A 17,762-nucleotide genomic window follows, 5' to 3' on the forward strand; every position below is an offset into this window, starting at 1 on the left:
TGCCGGACGCGACAGGTAGATGGACGAGGCCCTACCCGTCCATCACCGCCATGAACTCCCGCCATTCGCCCTTGCTCATGCCGCTCGTCTCCTGCGTGACCTCTTCGCCGCGGCCCATGCGCCGGACGCAGTCGAGGGCCTTGGCGGAGAGGGACGCTCCGCCGAGGCGGTAATCCTCGAAGGCGCGGTAGGCGGCGGGAACCCAGTCGGCCACGATCTTGCAGATCGCCTCGGCATAGACGCGGATCTCGTATTGCGCGTGGGGGTCGGCGCGCAGACGCAGGAAGTGGAAGAGGTTGTGCAGGTCCACCTTCCAGTACCACTGGGTATAGACATTCGCCGGCAGGTTCATCCGCGCGAGCTCCCGCGCGAGGCCCTGCTGGCCCTCCTTCGACAGCATTGCCTCGTAATGATCGTAGGCCCGCCCCGCATCCTCGCGCAGCCAGTCCAGAACCCGCGCGGCCTCGTCGCCCTCCAGCGTCTCACCCCGGCCCTGGTTGTTCTGCACGGATTGCGCCGCGAGATGCTCGGGCGCGGGGATGTAGAATTCCCGATCCAGAATGGAGTAGCGGGCGGAATACTCGTTCACGTTCGCCGTGCGATGGCGGATCCATTGCCGCGCGACGAAGACCGGCAGCTTCACGTGCAGCTTGATCTCGCACATCTCGAACGGCGTCGAATGCCAATGCCGCATGAGGTAGCGGATCAGCCCCTCGTCGTTCTGAACCGCCTTCGTGCCCCGCCCGTAGGAGACGCGCGCCGCCTGAACGATGGCGGAATCGTCGCCCATGTAGTCGATGACGCGGACAAGCCCGTGATCGAGGACCTCGTGGGCGCGATAGAGATGCGCCTCCATCCCGTCCGACGTGGCACGCAGGGTCTGGCGCGTTTCGGCGCGGGCATCTTCGATCTCGGCACGCTGCTCCGGGGTGAGGGGCATGGGGCGGTGTCCTTAGGCTTTCGGGCGACTCGGAGACGACCATATCTTGAGGGCGGGGGCGGATTAAACCACGAGACTTGCGTCCTCCATCGAAAGTTCGTCCTGCGGCATCAGGGCCGCACCCGGTCCAAGACTGCAACGCTCCAGCCGCGGAGCGTTGACTTGGAGTGAACGCACCCGAAAACTCCCCCGCAAAACAGGCAAAAACGATCTCGGGGCAGTTCCAATGGTCAAGCAGGCGATACCCATCGCGCTGATGATTCTACTTGCCGCATGCGGCGGCGGAGACGGCAGCAATCCGGTCAACGGCGACCGGGTCTCGGACGAAGACAACGGCGAGGGTCCCGGCGCCGAAGATCCCGGCCCCGAGGATCCCGGCGAGACGCCCGATCTTGACGAGAACACCATTCCCGATGCGCTGGCGCAGAACCTGCGCTCCATCGCCTACGATCCCGGCGATCCCGCGGATCCGGGCGACGATACCCTGACGGTGGAAATGAACGCGCTCGACGCGGACCGCATCCTTGCGACCTACGACCGCAATGCCGCCCTCGACGTGGCCGGCTACCGTGCCTTCTCGGTTCAGGACGATGCGCTCGACCGGATCTTCGTCGCCCTCGCGGCGCGCAGTTCGGACGGCTCGGTGCAGGCCGTCGTCGCCGGCGATGCGGGTCAGTTCACGGATGTCTATCAGGGCGGCTACTACGAACGGGTCGGAGACTATGCGAAGCCGACCGAAGGCCAGGTGAGCTATGCCGGCAACTACGCTGGCGTGACGAACCTGGCCGATGCCGATCAGGACCAGCGGATGCCGGTGCCCCCGGGCACCGATCCCGCGCTCGTCCCCCAGCAGGCCGCCCAGACCACCGGCAGCGTCTTCATCAACGTCGATTTCGGGGACAATGCCGTCAACGGCGCGATCTACGACCGCCGCTTCGTGGACGGGCCCTTTGCCGATCAGGAGCTGGAAACGGTCTTCCTCGCCGATGGCGATCTGGATGACAGCGGCGTTTTCCTCGGCACCGCACGCATGCGCGACGAAGACGGTGTGCCGTTCGGGGCCGGCACGTTCGGCGGCACGATCGGAGGCGAGAATTCCGAGGGGCTGGCGGGCGTCGTGGCGCTCGACACGATCTTCATCCCCGAAGATCCGCGCGAGGAGATCAGCGGCACGTTCGACCGGGAGACCGGCATCTTCGTCCTGCCCCGCTGCGGAACGGCCGATGCGCCAGCGATCTGCACCGATGTGGACAGTCTCGAAGACATTGACTGAGCGCGGCACCCTCGGCCCCGGCCGCGCCCTTGCGGCGGTGGCGGCGTTCGCCCTGTGCCTCGCGGTCCCCGAGGCGCCGCGGGCGGAGGAGATCAGCCTCAGCATCCCCGAAGCCCGGGAGCTGGCGCGGCGCGCCTTCCGCGCCGGCGACGACGCCCTTGCCAATGCCCTCGGCCGGAAGCTTCGTCTCGCAGACCCGGAGGACCCCACGGCCCTCATCCTCATCGCAGCCACTTCCCCGTCCCTCGGGGATGCGAAGGCCGGCCGCGAGGCTGGCGCAGAAGCGTGGCGTATGGCCGGCAGCGACGGTCTGAAGCACGAGGCCGCGTGGTACACCTCCCGTGCCGCGGCAGCGGACGACAGCTGGATCGCTGCGCAATTCTGGATGCGGCGCGCCTACGGCACCGCCCCCGACGATTCGACGCGGGACCGGGTCGGCGAGGCCTTCGGCCGGATGCGGGCCGTTTCTCCCCTCACGGTCCGCCTGTCCTTCAGCAATGGCCGGACGGACAACATCAACGGTGGCTCCAGCTCAGAATGGCTGGTCCTCGATGACAGCCTGCCGGTGGGCCGCCTTTCGGGGACCGCGAGGGCCCTGTCCGGCACCCGCACCAGCGCCACCCTCGCCGCGGCCCGCACCCTGTCCCGCGGGACGGACCATCGCACCGCCCTGACCTTCGACGGCTACCGGACCTGGAACGAACTGTCGGAGGAGGCGCGGGAGCAGGCGCCCGGCATCGAGGGCAGCGCCTTCGATTACGGCGCCGCTGAGATAGGCCTGACCCATTCGATTGCGCCCGGCGATCTGCCGGTCCCGGATACCTATGCGCTCGCCTTCGGAAAGTCCTGGTACGGCTACGAGCCGCTCGACCGCTCCGCGCGCCTCTCCCTCGGCCGCAGCGTAGAGCTTCCGGGCGAGGTGGACCTACGCCTTGGCGCGGGTCTCGAGCGGCGCCTGTCGCTCACCGGCGGCGAGGCCCGCACCGGCCGGACCGCCTCCGTTGCCCTCTCCCGCGAGATTGTCGGTGTGCACACGCGCTTTTCCCTTTCGGCAAGGGATGTCGCGTCGGACGACGCCAATCTCGACTGGTCCGGCGCCTCGGCCGCCCTCGATCTGTCGATGGGCGAGCCACTGGCAGGGATGCACCTGTCCGGCGGACTGAGCTGGGAACGGCGGGACTTCGACGCCTACCGCGTCGGCTTCATCGACGTGCCGGGCGGACGGCAGGACGAGACCCTGTCGGCGCGACTGTCGCTCAGGATCGACGCCGTGGGGCGCATGGGCTTCTCTCCGGTCATCGGCCTCGAGGCGCGCACCACGGACAGCACCATCAGCCGCTTCGACGGCGAGGCCACGAACCTGACCTTGGGCGTCGCATCGGCGTTCTGACGGGATCGGGGACAGGGGATTGCGCTCGCCCGGCGGCGCCCTACCCTCCCCGTCATCCTGACCCAGAACGAGATTGAGGCGACATGACGATCCGCTACCTGCATACCATGGTCCGCGTGAAGGACCTCGACGCCACGATGGACTTCTTCCGCCTTCTCGGCCTCGAGGAAAAGCGCCGGATCGACAACGAGAAGGGGCGATTCTCCCTGATCTTCATGGCGCCTCCGGGACAGCACGAAACGCCCGTCGAGCTGACCTACAACTGGGACGGCGACGAGGGCCTTCCCTCCGACAGCCGCCATTTCGGCCATCTCGCCTACCGCGTGGACAACATCTACGAGATGTGCGCCAAGCTTCAGGATGCCGGCGTGACCATCAACCGCCCGCCGCGGGACGGCCACATGGCGTTCGTCCGCTCGCCGGACAACATCTCCATCGAACTGCTCCAGGAAGGGGACGCCCTCGCGCCGGAAGAGCCGTGGGCCAGCATGGAGAACACGGGCCACTGGTGATCAGGACCCTTCTTTCGGCGGCATCCCTTGCCGCTTTTCCCGGGGCGGCAGATGCCTGCCGCCTCGCCCTGCTCCTCGCGATTGATGTGTCCTCCTCGGTGGATGCACGCGAGGATGCACTCCAGCGGCAGGGGCTCGCCGCGGCGCTTGTGAGTGAGGAGGTCCGGGCGGGCTTCCTCGCCACGCTTCCGGACGCCCCCGTCGCGCTTTCGGTGTTCGAATGGTCCGGCCGCTGGACGCAGACCGAGATCATCAGCTGGACGCTGATCGACGGCGCGGACGCGCTCGAGAGCGCCGCCGCCCGCATTTCCGCCAGCCCCCGCAGCGAGACCGAATCTCCGACGGCCCTCGGCTACGCGCTCGGCTATGCCTCGGGCGCTTTCGCGGACGCGCCGCCTTGCGCGGCGCACACCCTGGACGTCAGCGGCGATGGGCCGAACAACGAGGGATTCGGGCCCGGCCTCGCCTATGCCAATTTCGATTTCGCCGGAGTGACGGTGAACGGCCTGCCCATCGTTTCGGAGCCGGGCGATCCGGAGGGTCTTGAACGCTATTACGAAGAGAGCGTCCTCCACGGCCCCGGCGCGTTTTCAGTCGTGGCGCGCGGCTATGACGATGTCGCGCGCGCCATGCGCGAAAAACTGACCCGCGAACTTGCCGGCCGGGTCTATGGCGCCCTTCGCTGAGGAAAGTATCGGCACCTGACGGACGCTCGAGCGGCGCACAATCCGCGTCCCCCCGCTCCTTCCGTCAACGAGGGAGGTCATTGGCTCACCCGCGGCGCCCTTGTCCGGGTCGCCCTCGGGAAGCGACCCTCAGTAGATGTACCGGATCTGCTCCCGCCAGTAACGCTCGAGCCGGCGCAAGGTGCTCGTCGCGGTCTCGAGCGCGTTGGCCTCGATCACGCCCCGGTCCAGCATTTCCTCGGAATGCCGCTCGAACAGCGCGCAGATCACGTCCCGGATTTCACGGCCCTCCGCGGTCAGGCGAACGCGGACGGAGCGGCGGTCGATATCGCAGCGCTGATGGTGCATGTAGCCCAGCTCGACCAGCTTCTTCAGATTGTAGCTGACATTGGAGCCTTGGTAGTATCCGCGGGACTTGAGCTCCCCCGCCGTCACCTCGTTATCGCCGATATTGTAGATGAGGAGAGCCTGAACCGGGTTCACGTCGATGAGACCGAGCCGCTCGAACTCGTCCTTCACCACGTCGAGCATAAGCCGGTGAAGCCGTTCCAGGAGGCTCAGCCCGTCGAGATAGGTCGCATGAACAGAGCTGCGTTCTCCCGGCAGCAATGCGATTTCGATGCTCATGCCAGATGCCTTCGGACTGTTGCTGGTCCGAAGGCTTGTGAGGCAAAAAAGCGAATATGCCGTTAAGATCGGCCGGCACTCTCCGCGCGATCAGACGCCGGCCTGCTCCGCGATCCGGCGGATCATCGCCGCGTGTTCATCGGGGGGCGCCACCTGCCCGCTGACCCAGCGGTAGAGGTCCTGATCGTTCTCGCTGAGAAGAGCCTCGTAGCGGTCCAGCTCTTCCTCGCCGAGCGTGTCGATCGTCGTGCGGGCGAAGGGGCCGAGGATCAGGTCCATCTCCTTCATACCGCGCCGGCCCGAGCGCATCGTGAGGCGGCGTTCGCGGGTCTCGCGGTCTTCGGTGCGGCCGGCCTTGGCGGATGTCTCCATCACGACGTTCCTTCGTAACTGTCATCGTAGACGTCGTCGGGCAGCACCGGCGCCGAGAGCGCGGCGCGGAGTTGCCGCTCGAGCACGAGGAGCTTGTTCGTGGCCCGGTCGATGGAGATGCGCAGCTGCGTCATCTCGTCGAGCAGCGCGGACAGCTCGGGACGGGGCGCTTCGGTCGAATCCGGCGGGGTCTGCAGACCGTCGCCCGTGCCGTTGATCAGCCATGTGAGCGACACGCCGAGCAGACCGGACAGCATCTGAAGCTTGTTGGCGCGCGGCTCGTTGGAGTCGTTCTCCCAGGCCTGTACCGTGGCGATCTTGACGCCAAGGCGGTGCGCCAGTTCTTCCTGACCGATGCCGAGGGCCTCCCGCGCGCCGATCAGGCGGTCTCCGAAGGTCGCCGTATCCTCGCCGAACCAGTTCTGGTCTTCGCTCATGTCACGCCTCTCCCTTGCAGTACGGATATCGCTTGAAGCCTTGTCGGGGCAAGCCTAAGACGCCTCGAACCTGTTCCCGACCCGGAAAGAAGCCCATGTCGTTTTTGTCCGATTCCATTGCCCGCGTTAAGCCTTCCGCCACCATCGCGGTGACCACGATGGCCAAGGAGCTCAAGGAAGCGGGCCGCGATGTCATCGGCCTCGGCGCCGGCGAGCCTGATTTCGACACGCCCCAGAACATCAAGGACGCCGCGGTTCAAGCGATCTCCGACGGCAAGACGAAGTACACCCCTGCCGACGGCATCCCCGAGCTCAAGGCCGCGATCTGCGCCAAGTTCAAGCGCGACAACGGCCTCGACTACAAGCCGGAGCAGGTCTCCGTCGGCACCGGCGGCAAGCAGATCCTCTACAATGCCCTCCAGGCGACGCTCAATCCGGGCGACGAGGTCGTGATCCCGGCGCCCTACTGGGTCAGCTATCCGGACATGGCCCTGCTTGCCGGCGGCGAGCCCGTCTTCGTCGAGACGACCAGCGCGACCGGCTTCAAGCTGACGCCCGAGGCGCTCGAGGCCGCGATCACCGACAAGACGAAGTGGTTCATCTTCAACTCTCCGTCGAACCCCACGGGCGCGGCCTATGCCCGCGACGAGCTGAAGGCGCTGACGGACGTGCTCCTTCGCCATCCCCATGTCTGGGTGATGTCGGACGACATGTACGAGCACCTGACCTACGACGATTTCGAGTTCGCGACCCCGGCGCAGGTGGAGCCTGCCCTCTACGATCGCACGCTCACCGTGAACGGCGTCTCCAAGGCCTATGCCATGACGGGCTGGCGCATCGGCTATGCCGCGGGGCCGAAGATGCTGATCGACGCCATGCGCAAGATCCAGTCGCAATCGACGTCGAACCCCTGCTCCATCTCGCAATGGGCGGCGGTCGAGGCGCTGAACGGCACGCAGGAGTTCATCCCCGAGAACAATGCGACCTTCAAGCGGCGCAGGGACATGGTCGTCGAGATGCTGAACGCCGCGGAGGGCATCTCCTGCCCGCTGCCCGAGGGCGCTTTCTACGTCTATCCCGTTATCGATGACTGCATCGGCAAGACCACCGAGGCGGGGACGAAGATCGAGGACGACGAGACCTTCGCGAAGGCGCTTCTCGAGGAGAAGGGCGTCGCGGTCGTCTTCGGCGCGGCCTTCGGTCTCTCCCCTGCCTTCCGCATCAGCTATGCGACATCGGACGAGAATCTGAAGGAAGCCTGCTCGCGCATTCAGGACTTCTGCGCCGCGCTGAGCTAAGAAGAGTCCGGGCGCCCTTTCGTTCCCGCGAGGGTCGGGCGCCCCACTCTTGAGCGGAGCGGGCCATGATCGATCTTCCTGACTACTACTTCCGCATCCGCGAGAACGGCGCGATGGTCTTCCGGGTCGATACCGAGAACCGCCAGCGCCGGATCGAGATGGACCAGATCGCGGTGGTCAACATCCGCAACGGCGAGGTGAAGCCCCACGGGGACCGCACGCTCTCCGCGACCGACATCGCGACGATCCGGGGCTGGATGGAGGAGCGTCAGAAAGTCCTGTCCTGGCGGGACCTCGACGACATCCACCGCGCCATCGATCATCTGAACCTGACAGCGCAATGGGCGCAGTCCAAGGCGACCGACGACCAGCTCGAGAATGTCACCGACGCGCTTCTCCTCGCGATGCACGATCTGCGCTCCGTCCTCGTTCGCAAGAAGGCCGATCGCCTGACGAAGGCCCGACAGGATAACGGCGAAGCCGGGTGACGCGGGACCGGGACGTCCGACCGTCCGCGATCCTCATGGCGGCGCGGCAAGCTTGGAGATAATGGCCACGGGGACGCTCACGGGTTGTCGATCCCGCCCTGCCGCGGAGTGCCAGCGGAGGTGCTCGTGCAAGAGTGGCGGTGCCTTCGCCCAGCCCCCTGCCCGTCTCGCCTCAGAAGCTGCGCGTGCCGGAAATCTCCTGCCGGTCCTCGCCGCGGATCTGCTGGGCCAGCATCTCGGCGCGCCAGAGGCGCATGGCGGAGGGCATGTCGGTCCGGGTCAGTTCGGCGAGAACGCCCTCCCGGCCGGCAGCGGTCTCGAACCGGGCGCCGTAGCGCATGTCCATCGTGATGAAGTCCCAAATCTCCGACTTGGTGGAGAGCCGGTACCGCTCGGCGCGCTCGACGGCATCCTGGATCCGCCTCCGTCCCGTCTCGCCGGGGCCGGCGAGGGAGGCGAACTCGATTTCCGCCCGGCGCCCGAGGGCCCGCCTATAGGACACCGTCAGGCACGCATATTGATCGGGCGACAGGGACAGGCGGCCGCCCGGATCTTCCGCCTCCGGCCGCTCGAACAGGGCAAGGCCGGGCGCGGCAGGCGTTTCGGCCAGGATCGCCAACGCCTCCCCGAAGAGCTGAGCCTTTTGCTCGGGCTCGAGCACATCCATCAGCGCGGCAACCACGTCGGCATCGGCATGACGTAGGAAGACGGGCTCTTCCGGACCCGAGCCGGTCACGGCGCCGTGGCGGGGCGGGCCGATCATCTCCTCGTCGCGGCCGACAGGCACGTCCACCACGGACAGGCGGCGCATGTGGCGCCAGACGGCGACCTCCGTCTCGCTCCCCTCGTCGGGCCAGGCCCACCAGACCACCGTCGGCGTTCCGGCGGAGACGTCGCGAACCTGCTCCACGGCGAAGGCGCTCGGGCAGACGACGAGATGGGGGCCGTAGCGTATGTCCGGCGCGTCGGTCTCCTCGCCGTAGAGGGCGAAATAGTCGAGGCCGACCTCGCGGAGGCGTCCGGGCAGATCGGGATAGTTCGCCCCGTCGAGCACCGCGAAGAGGCGTCCCGGCAGTCGGCGGAGGGCCTCACCCAGGCGATCCTCCTCCCCCGGCAACTTCATGGCGTCGGCCTCGGCGATGGTCATGGCGTCGCGTCCTTCGTCCCGGTCTGTCTCGAGCGGAAGCCTACCCATCCCGTCGCCGGTCGCACAGGGCTTTGTTGCCGGAGGGTCCCGCCTCAGCCCGGCTGCGGAGCCGGGACCCGCCCGGCCCGCCAGAAGCGGAGCATCAGCAGGGTCGCCGCGACCGCGAGGCCGATCACCAGTCCGCCCCAGACCCCGGGCGCGCCGAGGCCGAGCGGAAAGCCGAGGATGTAGCTCGCCGGCAGACCGACGAGCCAATAGGCGATGGTGGCGTAGATCATCGGCACCCGCGTGTCCTGCATCCCGCGCAGGAACCCCAGCGCCATGACCTGCGCCGCGTCCGCCATCTGAAAGAGGGCCGCGACGGCGATAAGAGACGTCCCGAGGGCGACGATGCGCGGCCGCTGCGGATCCTCGGGGTCGAGAAAGGGCACCATCAGCGGCTCGGGCGCCAGGAGGAAGACGGCGACCGTCAGCAAAACCATCAGGCCCGACAGCCCGAGCGCGGCAAATGCGCCGCGCCTCAGATGGCGCATATCCCCGAGGCCGAAGGCCCGACCGGCCCGGATCGTGGCCGCGCTCGACAGGCCCAGGTGGACCACGAAGGTCGCGGTGGCGATCTGGAGCGCGATCCCGTGGGCGGCCAGCGGGACGGCGCCCAGCCAGCCGATCATGACGGCCGTCGCCGAGAACAGGCCGACCTCGGCGAGCTGGGTCAGACCGATCGGCCAGCCGAGCCGGAACACCTGCCAGAAGACCGCCCCGTCGGACACCCAGAGCCGCGCGAAGAGCGCCTGCACAGGAAAGACGTGCTGCGCATAGAGCGCAAGGCCGAGAAGAGAGACGAGATGCACCGAGACGGAGGCCAGCGCCGCCCCCTGGACGCCCAGCTCCGGCGCTCCGAGATTGCCGAAGATCAGCACCCAGTTGACGGCGATGTTCACGACCACCGCTCCGACTGTGACCCAGAGCGAGATCTGCGTGCGTTCAAGGGCGGACAGGTAGCTTTTCAGCACCATCACCGCGAGCGCCGGCACAAGGCCGGGCCCGACGATTCGCAGGTAGTCCGCCGTCAGCGCCGCGATGCGCGGCTCCTGCCCGAGCGCGAGAAGGAGCGAGCCGGAGAACCAGAAGAGCGGCAGAAGGATGAGCGAGAAGATGACGGAGAGCCAGAGCCCCATCCTCATCACCCGCCGCACCTGAAGCCGCCCTTCGTCAGTTTCGGGCTGCGCCGCGACCATCGGCAGGACCGCCTGCGCGAACCCCGCTCCGAAGAGAAAGAACAGGATGAAGAAGGACTGCCCGAGCACCCCGGCGGCAAGCGCCTCGACGCTGTAGCGACCGAGCATGGCCGTGTCGGTCATGCCGATCACGAACATGCCCAGATTGGCCCCGACAAGCGGCAGCCCAAGGCTCAAGAGAGCCCGCGCGTGTCCGGCTATGGAGAGGCGATCCGTCATGGCGCCGGCCCTAATCCCGCGCGGAGCGGCCGGCAAGGACCGTTCGCGAGAGCAGCTGCGCCGCGAGCTCTCCTCGAGGTTCAATCCTCCCCGCGCCGCGCTCCCGTGACGAACGCCGGCCCGGCCTCTACGTGCGCCCCAGTTCCTCTCGCCAGCTGTATTTCGGCTCGAAGCCCAGCTCCTCGCGCGCGCGGGTGATGTCGTAGAACGTCTCCCGCTCGCCCATCTCGCGGCGCATCGGGACGCCGCCGTACCAGCGCTCCGCGATCTCGGCCGAGGTCAGATCGACGGAGGGGTCTGCGTTGGCGATGTTGAAGACCCGGTAGCCCAGCCCGTCCGTCCGCAGGCATCGCTCCACCGCATGGCCGAGGTCCCGCGCGTCGATATAGGCGAAGATGTTGCGCCGCCGCAGGTCCGGGTTCTCGACGTAAGCGGGAAAATCCCGTTTGTACTCATGAGGTTCTATGACGTTGTTGATCCTCAGACCGTAGATATCCGTCCCGCTTCTGGCCTGGAAGGAGCGCCCGATGACCTCCCCTGTCACCTTGGACATCCCGTAGCTGTCATGGGGCACAGTGGGGTGATCCTCGTCCACCGGGACGTAGTCCGGCTTCAACTCGCCGCGGGCGAAGCAGATGCCGTAGGTCGTTTCGGAAGACGCGAAGATCACCTTCGGGATCCCGAGCTTCACCGCCGCCTCGATGACGTTGTAGGTGGACAGCACGTTGTTGCGATAGGTTGCGTCGTCCGGCTCGATCAGGATGCGCGGGGTCGCGGCGAAATGCACCACGGCGTCGAAGCGCGGCGGCGCCTCGCCATCGAGCTCGCCGAGGTTGCCGATCATCGTCAGCGCATTCCACACCTGCCCGCCATCGGTCAGATCGACGTTCAGATCGTCCACTCCGTCCAGCCCCAGCGGGGCGCGGTCCGCGTTGACGATGGTATGGCCGGCGGCCTTCAGCACCGGGATCGCATGACGCCCCGCCTTGCCGCTGCCGCCCGTGAAGAAAATGCGCATCGCTCGCTCCCCGATGGTTCGCCCCAAGGATAGGCGCGGAGCGGCGGACGTCACCCCCCTGGCGTCATCTTGACCGCGCGCCCCGCCGGAAGCCTTTGCGGCGGGGCACGCGTCAGGATACCATTGGGGCAAATCCAGAACGAAATGAGCAGCACCAATGGCCGACGATCTTCTTTCCGCGCAGGATGCGCCCGCCTACGACGCCTCCTCGATCGAGGTGCTCGAAGGGCTGGAGCCGGTGCGCAAGCGGCCCGGCATGTACATCGGCGGCACGGACGAGCGTGCGCTGCATCATCTCGTCGCGGAGGTGCTCGACAACTCGATGGACGAGGCCGTGGCCGGCCACGCGACGCGCATCGAGGTCGAAGTGAACGCCGACCACTCCATCACCGTGCGGGACAATGGCCGCGGCATCCCTGTGGATCCGCACCCGAAGTTCCCGGACAAGTCCGCCCTCGAGGTGATCCTCTGCACGCTCCATGCCGGCGGCAAGTTCGACGGCAAGGCCTATCAGACGTCGGGCGGCCTCCACGGCGTCGGCATCTCGGTGGTGAACGCGCTGTCAGACCATGTCCGCATCGAGGTTGCGCGGAACCGCGAGCTCTACGTGCAGGAGTTTTCCCGCGGCAAGCCGCTCGGACCGGTGGCGCATGTCGGGGCCGCCCCCAACCGGCGCGGCACCACCGTGACCTTCCACGCTGACGAGGAGATCTTCGGCGCTCACCGCTTCCGCCCCTCGCGGCTGATGAAGATGGTGAAGTCCAAGGCCTACCTCTTCTCGGGCGTGGAGATTCGCTGGAAATCCGCGATCCCCGACGGTGACACGCCGCAGGAGGCCACGTTCCACTTCCCCGGCGGTTTGTCCGACTACCTCGGCGAGCAGCTCGAAGGCTCGACGACCTATGCCGACGCGCCCTTCGCCGGGAAGGTCTCGTTCCAGGAAAAGTACGGCCAGCCCGGCTCCGTCGAATGGGCGGTGAACTGGACGCCGGCGAAAGACGGGTTCATCCAGTCCTACTGCAACACGGTCCCGACCCCCGAGGGCGGCACCCACGAGGCGGGTTTCTGGGCCGCGCTCCTCAAGGGGCTGAAGGCCTACGGCGAGCTGGCCGGGAATCGCAAGGCGGCTCAGATCACGCGGGACGACCTGACCACCGGCGGCTGCGCCCTCGTCTCCTGCTTCATCCGCGAGCCCGAATTCGTCGGCCAGACCAAGGATCGGCTCGCCACCACCGAGGCGCAGCGCATGGTCGAAGGCGCCGTGCGGGACCATTTCGACCACTGGCTCGCGACGGATACCAAGAGTGCCGGGGCGATTCTCGACTTCCTCGTCCTGCGCGCCGAGGAGCGGATCCGCCGCCGTCAGGAAAAGGAAACCGCGCGCAAGACCGCGACGAAGAAGCTTCGCCTGCCGGGCAAGCTCGTGGATTGCTCCGCCACGAACCGCGCCGGCACCGAGCTCTTCATCGTCGAGGGCGACAGCGCCGGCGGATCCGCCAAGATGGCGCGGGACCGCAAGACGCAGGCGCTTCTGCCGCTCCGGGGCAAGATCCTGAACGTTCTCGGCGCCGCCTCCTCGAAGATGGGCGCGAACCAGGAAATCTCGGACCTCTGCCAGGCGATGGGCGTCGGCCTCGGGTCCCGCTTCCGGCTGGACGACCTTCGCTACGACAAGATCATCATCATGACCGATGCGGACGTGGACGGCGCGCATATCGCGTCCCTGCTGATGACCTTCTTCTTCTCGCAGATGCGCCCGATGATCGATGCCGGGCACCTCTACCTTGCCTGCCCGCCGCTCTTCCGCCTCACGCAAGGGGCGAAGCGCGTCTATTGCCTCGACCAGGCAGAGCGCGACGCGGCGATGGAAAAGGGGCTCGGCGGGCGCGGCAAGATCGACGTCTCCCGCTTCAAGGGGCTCGGCGAAATGGATGCCAAGGACCTCAAGGAAACCACGATGGACCCCGCGAGCCGCCGGCTCATCCGCATCTCCATCGACGAGGACGTGGCCGGAGAGACGGGGGATCTCGTCGAGCGCCTGATGGGCAAGAAGCCCGAGATGCGCTTCGACTACATCCAGCAGAACGCCAAGTTCGTGGAAGAGCTCGATGTTTGAGGGCATCTCCGTCCCGATCCAGCGCACCCCGACTCCATGCGCGCGCTCCTTCTTCTGATCCTGCTGGCCGCCTGCGCGCGGCCGATGACGCAGAACGAGCGGGCCTTCATCGACAGTGTGCACGGAGCGGAGGTGGATACATCCCGCGTCCGCTTCCATGACGGCGCCCTGATTGGCGGGATCGTGTTCGAGCGCCCGCCCAGACCGCAGCTTGCCTGCCGGGAGCGGATCTGGCCGCCGGAGGAAGGCCCTTCGGTGGAGGTCTCCACCGCCGCCTTCGTTCTCGGGAGCCGAATGTTCGTGGCGAAGAACTACCAGCGGGACGACTGGCTCGCGAGCTATCCCGAGACGCTCCCCCTGCCCCAGGCCATGCTTCTTGCCCATGAGCTGACCCATGTCTGGCAATGGCAGGCCCGCGACGTGACGGGATACAACCCGCTCCGCGCCGTGGGGGAGCAGATCGAGGCCGAAGATCCCTACCTATTCGACGTGGCCGCCGATCGGCCCTTTCTCGATTATCCCTACGAGCAGCAGGCCAGCATCGTCGAGGAATACGTCTGCTGCCGCGCGCTCGATCCCGAAGGCGCCCGCACGGCCCGCCTGAGCGCGCTTCTGACCCCGCAGTTCCCCGGCATCGCAGACCGCGAGCGGGCCGGCCGGATCATGATTCCCTATGCGGACGCCGAGATCCGCGGTATCTGCTCCTGACCCTGGGAGGCCCGCGCTTGGCGAAGTTGTCCTTTCTCGACAAGCTGGAGATGATGGCCAAAGGGCAGGCACGCCTCGCCGCCCTCTCCCGAACGCTCCCGGAGCTGTCCGGCCTCGAGATCGGCGACAGCATCCAGGCCAAGCCCGGCCGCGTGGTGATTGCAGCCGAGCTGAACGGCGCCCCCGTGATCGCCAAGCTCGTGGATGGCCCCGGCGGCATGGCCGAGGTGGAGCGGATGGAGGCTGCCCTCGCGCGACGGCTGCCACGGATGGGGAGCGGTCCCTTCCGTGTTCCCCGCCCCGTCCACTTCGCCCCGGAAGAGGGGCTGGCGGTGATCGAGCGGGTGCCGGGGCGCCGTCTTCAGGATCTGCTGGCCGAGGCGGATGAAAGCGCGCGGCGCGTGCTCCTGTCTCGCACCGCCGGCTGGCTCGGCGCCTATGCCGAGGGCAGCGAGAAGGAGGTGACGTTCGGCGTGCGCTTCTGGGCGAAGAACCGCGCCGAGGCCGCAGCCACCGGGCGCGATGCTGCGACGCGCGCCGTCACGGACGCCATTGCGGATCGCCTCGCCGAACAGGTTCCCGTCCTCAGCGACCGGATCATCCGGCAGGCGCTGATCCACGGCGACTTCACACCCCTGAACATGCTGATGGACGAGACTGCGGTCTGGGGCGTCGACCTCTCCCTTGTCACGCACTGGCCGGTCGTGCGGGACGTCGCCACCATGCTCGTCTTCACCTCGACCGCCCATCCCGTGCCGCGGCCGCTCTGGGGCGTGGATCCGGCGGCGCTGGACGCGCTTCTCTCAACGGGACTTCTGGAGGGGCACCCGCCCGGTCTTCTGCGCTTCTGGGCCGGCGTGAAGCTCTCGATGGATCTTCTCTCCCTCTCCAACAGCGCCCGCCGCAGGGGCGCCGCGCTGGACATGGCGGAGCACTGGCTGGCCGATCGGAGCGATTTCAGGGACGGACCCTAGGCCGGGACCCCGAGCCGGGCGCCGAATCAGGACGCCTCTGACCGCTCCCGTTCCGTCAGACGTCCGCCGTCGAGGTGCAGAACGCGGTCCATGCGGCTCGCAAGCTCGAGGTTGTGGGTCGCGATCAGGGCGGCAAGGCCGGTCTCCCGAACGAGGCTCATCAGGGCGGCGAACACCGTGTCGGAGGTGGTCGGATCGAGGTTGCCGGTCGGCTCGTCGGCGAGGAGAAGTGCGGGCGCATTCGCGAGCGCGCGGCAGAAGGCGACGCGCTGCTGCTCGCCCCCCGACAGCGCCGAGGGCCGATGGTCGGCGCGGTGATCCATGCCGACAGTCCCCAGAAGCTCCAGCGCGCGGGCCTCGGCCTCCGCCCGGCCGGCACCGTTGGCGAGTTGCGGCAGCACGATATTCTCCGCCGCGGTGAACTCCGGAAGCAGATGGTGGAACTGGTAGACGAAGCCGATCTCGGCCCTTCGCGCCGCGGTCCGCCGCGCATCCCCCGTCCCGGTCAGCTCCTGCCCCGCCACGCTCACATGGCCTTCGTCCGGCGTGTCGAGAAGGCCGGCGATGTGCAGTAGCGTCGACTTGCCGGCCCCCGAGGGTGCGACGAGAGCGACGACCTCGCCCCGCTTCAGCGTGAGGTCCACCCCCGAGAGGACATGGACGGCGCCGGCCTTGCCGCGATTGTAGGTCTTCTCGATGCCGGAGAGGCTCAGCGCGGTCTCACTCATAGCGCAGGGCCTCCACCGGGTTCATCCGCGCGGCGCGGCGGGCGGGAAAGATCGTGATGACGTAGGACAGCCCGAGCGACAGCGCGATCGCGGAGATCACGTCCCCGAGCTCCAGCTTGGCGGGCACGGCATAGATGCCGCGGATCGAGGCATCCCAGACGCCGCCGCCGGCGATGTAGTTCACCACGTTGAAGATCTGGTCGATGTAGATCGCGAAGAGACAGCCGAGTATCACCCCCGCGAGCGTTCCGATCGTTCCGACCGACGCGCCGCAGATGAAGAACACCCTGAGCACGGAGCCTTCGGTCAGGCCCATTGTGCGCAGGATCCCGATGTCCCGCCCCTTGTTCTTGACCAGCATGATGAGGCCGGAGACGATGTTCATCGCCGCGATCAGCACGAGGATCGACATGATGATGAACATCACGTTGTCCTCCATCTGGAGGGCCTGAAGGAAGGATCCGGAGGCGTCCCGCCACGTCCAGAGCAGCGTGCGCTCGCCGCCGGCCCTGAGCAGATCCGTCGTCAAATTGTCCACGCGGTCGGGATCCTCTACCATGACCTCAAGCTCGTCGGCGAAGCCCTCGCGGTTGAAGTAGGACTGCGCCTCGGCAAACGGCATGTAGAGGCGGGTCCGGTCGATATCGTAGCGGCCTGCGCGGAAGACGTAGACCACCTCGTAGGCGTTGACGCGGGGCGAAGTGCCGAAGGCCGTGCGCACGCCATCGGGGGAGATCAGGCGGATCATGTCCCCCGGTCCGACCCCGAGCGACGCGGCGACCTCCCAGCCGATGGCGATGCCCTCGTCGAAGCGGGAGAGATCGCCGAGCGAGTCCTCAGGGCTTTCGATCCGCGGCACGCCCCGGAGATCCTCCAGCGTGATCCCGTAGACCTCGACGCCCGCCGTCCGTCCGTTGGCGGAGGACATGACCTGCCCCTTGATCAGCGGCGCGGCGCGGGTGACCCCGGGAACCGCGGCGACCCGTTCAGCGAGGGCCGTATAATCTTCGATCTGGCGGGAACTCTGCCCCGCCTCGTCGACCGCCGAGGACTGGTAGAGCGTGACATGGGCATTGGCGCCGAGGATCGTGTCCACGAACTCCGCCCGGAACCCCGTGCGCACGGCAAGGACCGCGATCAGCGCGAAGACGGCGAGCGCGATGCCGATCAGGCTGATCCATGTCATGACGGAGACGCCCCCCTCGGCGCGCGTCGCCCGCAGGTAGCGCCACGCGATCATCCACTCGAACCGGGAAAAGGGGGGAGGGCTGGAAGCCAAGGCTCAAATCCTTGCATCAAAGTCGCGCGGACCATGGTGGGGGCAGCCTCAAGGGTCAAGCCGCGGGGCGTCCTGCAGAGCATGTCGGCGCAGGAAGTTGATGAGGGTGTGGAGGGGGCAAGGCCGAGAGGGCACCGGGGGCGACTCGCCCGGGGGCAGGACATGCGTGCGATCCGGGGTCAGCGGTTCCGGATCGGGGAAAGGTGCCGTTCCGTAGCCGATCCGTCGCTTCCGGGGATTCCATGCCTTCCGCAACGGCGCGCCGTCGGGATTACGGTTTCGGCCGGCATGTCCCCTGCGGGTCGGCTGCCC

General features: G+C 67.5%; 18 protein-coding genes. 9 read left to right on the forward strand and 9 right to left on the reverse strand.

The window, feature by feature from the left end; genetic code table 11:
• Positions 1-31: 31 nt before the first annotated feature.
• Positions 32-940: an FAD-dependent thymidylate synthase gene (gene thyX, locus DQG15_RS03870; protein WP_116082873.1), complete on the reverse strand. Its 909-nt coding sequence runs from the start codon at positions 938-940 to the stop codon at positions 32-34.
• Positions 941-1,166: 226 nt separating this feature from the next.
• On the opposite strand from thyX, the gene DQG15_RS03875 reads away from it, so the two are divergent.
• From DQG15_RS03875 to DQG15_RS03890, 4 genes are all read left to right on the forward strand, one after another.
• Positions 1,167-2,213 carry a hypothetical protein gene (locus tag DQG15_RS03875; RefSeq protein ID WP_116082874.1) on the forward strand — a complete coding sequence of 349 codons (1,047 nt, stop codon included), beginning with the start codon at positions 1,167-1,169 and terminating at the stop codon, positions 2,211-2,213.
• Positions 2,185-3,603: a hypothetical protein gene (locus tag DQG15_RS03880; RefSeq protein ID WP_157968883.1), complete on the forward strand. Its 1,419-nt coding sequence runs from the start codon at positions 2,185-2,187 to the stop codon at positions 3,601-3,603. Before DQG15_RS03875 ends, DQG15_RS03880 begins: the two co-directional genes overlap by 29 nt.
• Positions 3,604-3,686: 83 nt before the next feature.
• Positions 3,687-4,115: a VOC family protein gene (locus tag DQG15_RS03885; RefSeq protein ID WP_116082877.1), complete on the forward strand. Its 429-nt coding sequence runs from the start codon at positions 3,687-3,689 to the stop codon at positions 4,113-4,115.
• Positions 4,112-4,801 (forward strand): DUF1194 domain-containing protein, encoded by a 690-nt coding sequence (locus tag DQG15_RS03890; protein ID WP_116082878.1) that lies wholly within the window; start codon positions 4,112-4,114, stop codon positions 4,799-4,801. Before DQG15_RS03885 ends, DQG15_RS03890 begins: the two co-directional genes overlap by 4 nt.
• 129 nt (positions 4,802-4,930) lie before the next feature.
• On the opposite strand, the gene DQG15_RS03895 is transcribed toward DQG15_RS03890, so the two are convergent.
• The 3 genes from DQG15_RS03895 to DQG15_RS03905 all read right to left on the reverse strand — a co-directional run bounded on the left by DQG15_RS03895 (position 4,931) and on the right by DQG15_RS03905 (position 6,237).
• A complete protein-coding gene (locus DQG15_RS03895; RefSeq protein ID WP_116082880.1) occupies positions 4,931-5,428 on the reverse strand; it encodes a MarR family winged helix-turn-helix transcriptional regulator in 498 nt (165 codons plus the stop codon).
• A 90-nt stretch (positions 5,429-5,518) separates the two neighbouring features.
• Positions 5,519-5,800, reverse strand: a complete 282-nt coding sequence (locus DQG15_RS03900) for a succinate dehydrogenase assembly factor 2 (RefSeq protein WP_116082882.1) — start codon at positions 5,798-5,800, stop codon at positions 5,519-5,521.
• Positions 5,800-6,237 (reverse strand): helix-turn-helix domain-containing protein, encoded by a 438-nt coding sequence (locus DQG15_RS03905; RefSeq protein WP_116082883.1) that lies wholly within the window; start codon positions 6,235-6,237, stop codon positions 5,800-5,802. The genes DQG15_RS03900 and DQG15_RS03905 overlap by 1 nt, the downstream gene beginning before the upstream one ends.
• Before the next feature lie 95 nt (positions 6,238-6,332).
• Between DQG15_RS03905 and DQG15_RS03910 the strand changes: the two genes are divergently transcribed.
• Both DQG15_RS03910 and DQG15_RS03915 read left to right on the forward strand, forming a co-directional pair.
• Complete coding sequence (locus DQG15_RS03910) at positions 6,333-7,535, forward strand: pyridoxal phosphate-dependent aminotransferase (protein ID WP_116082885.1); 1,203 nt, start codon at positions 6,333-6,335, stop codon at positions 7,533-7,535.
• A 65-nt stretch (positions 7,536-7,600) separates the two neighbouring features.
• Entirely contained in the window at positions 7,601-8,023 is a 423-nt protein-coding gene (locus DQG15_RS03915; protein WP_116082887.1) for a hypothetical protein, read from the forward strand.
• Positions 8,024-8,195: 172 nt separating this feature from the next.
• On the opposite strand, the gene DQG15_RS03920 is transcribed toward DQG15_RS03915, so the two are convergent.
• The 3 genes from DQG15_RS03920 to DQG15_RS03930 form a co-directional block, all read right to left on the reverse strand.
• Complete coding sequence (locus tag DQG15_RS03920; RefSeq protein WP_157968884.1) at positions 8,196-9,170, reverse strand: DUF4123 domain-containing protein; 975 nt, start codon at positions 9,168-9,170, stop codon at positions 8,196-8,198.
• Between the two features lie 92 nt (positions 9,171-9,262).
• Positions 9,263-10,627, reverse strand: a complete 1,365-nt coding sequence (locus DQG15_RS03925) for an MATE family efflux transporter (protein WP_116082889.1) — start codon at positions 10,625-10,627, stop codon at positions 9,263-9,265.
• Positions 10,628-10,754: 127 nt separating this feature from the next.
• Positions 10,755-11,645, reverse strand: a complete 891-nt coding sequence (locus DQG15_RS03930) for an NAD(P)-dependent oxidoreductase (RefSeq protein WP_116082890.1) — start codon at positions 11,643-11,645, stop codon at positions 10,755-10,757.
• Between the two features lie 157 nt (positions 11,646-11,802).
• On the opposite strand from DQG15_RS03930, the gene parE reads away from it, so the two are divergent.
• The 3 genes from parE to DQG15_RS03945 are packed head-to-tail and all read left to right on the forward strand — an operon-like array spanning position 11,803 to position 15,443.
• A complete protein-coding gene (gene parE, locus DQG15_RS03935) occupies positions 11,803-13,761 on the forward strand; it encodes a DNA topoisomerase IV subunit B (RefSeq protein WP_116082891.1) in 1,959 nt (652 codons plus the stop codon).
• Between the two features lie 36 nt (positions 13,762-13,797).
• On the forward strand, positions 13,798-14,469 hold the full coding sequence (locus DQG15_RS03940; RefSeq protein WP_116082893.1) for a hypothetical protein: 672 nt from the start codon (positions 13,798-13,800) through the stop codon (positions 14,467-14,469).
• A 17-nt stretch (positions 14,470-14,486) separates the two neighbouring features.
• Positions 14,487-15,443, forward strand: a complete 957-nt coding sequence (locus DQG15_RS03945; RefSeq protein ID WP_116082894.1) for a phosphotransferase family protein — start codon at positions 14,487-14,489, stop codon at positions 15,441-15,443.
• Between the two features lie 26 nt (positions 15,444-15,469).
• Here DQG15_RS03945 and DQG15_RS03950 read toward each other — a convergent pair whose 3' ends face one another.
• Positions 15,470-16,171 (reverse strand): ABC transporter ATP-binding protein, encoded by a 702-nt coding sequence (locus DQG15_RS03950; protein WP_116082896.1) that lies wholly within the window; start codon positions 16,169-16,171, stop codon positions 15,470-15,472.
• Positions 16,164-17,450 (reverse strand): lipoprotein-releasing ABC transporter permease subunit, encoded by a 1,287-nt coding sequence (locus DQG15_RS03955; protein ID WP_116082898.1) that lies wholly within the window; start codon positions 17,448-17,450, stop codon positions 16,164-16,166. The genes DQG15_RS03950 and DQG15_RS03955 overlap by 8 nt, the downstream gene beginning before the upstream one ends.
• Positions 17,451-17,762: the final 312 nt, after the last annotated feature.

It is taken from the genome of Tropicimonas sp. IMCC34011, assembly GCF_003390865.1.
In the GTDB taxonomy this organism is placed as follows: domain Bacteria; phylum Pseudomonadota; class Alphaproteobacteria; order Rhodobacterales; family Rhodobacteraceae; genus Tropicimonas_B.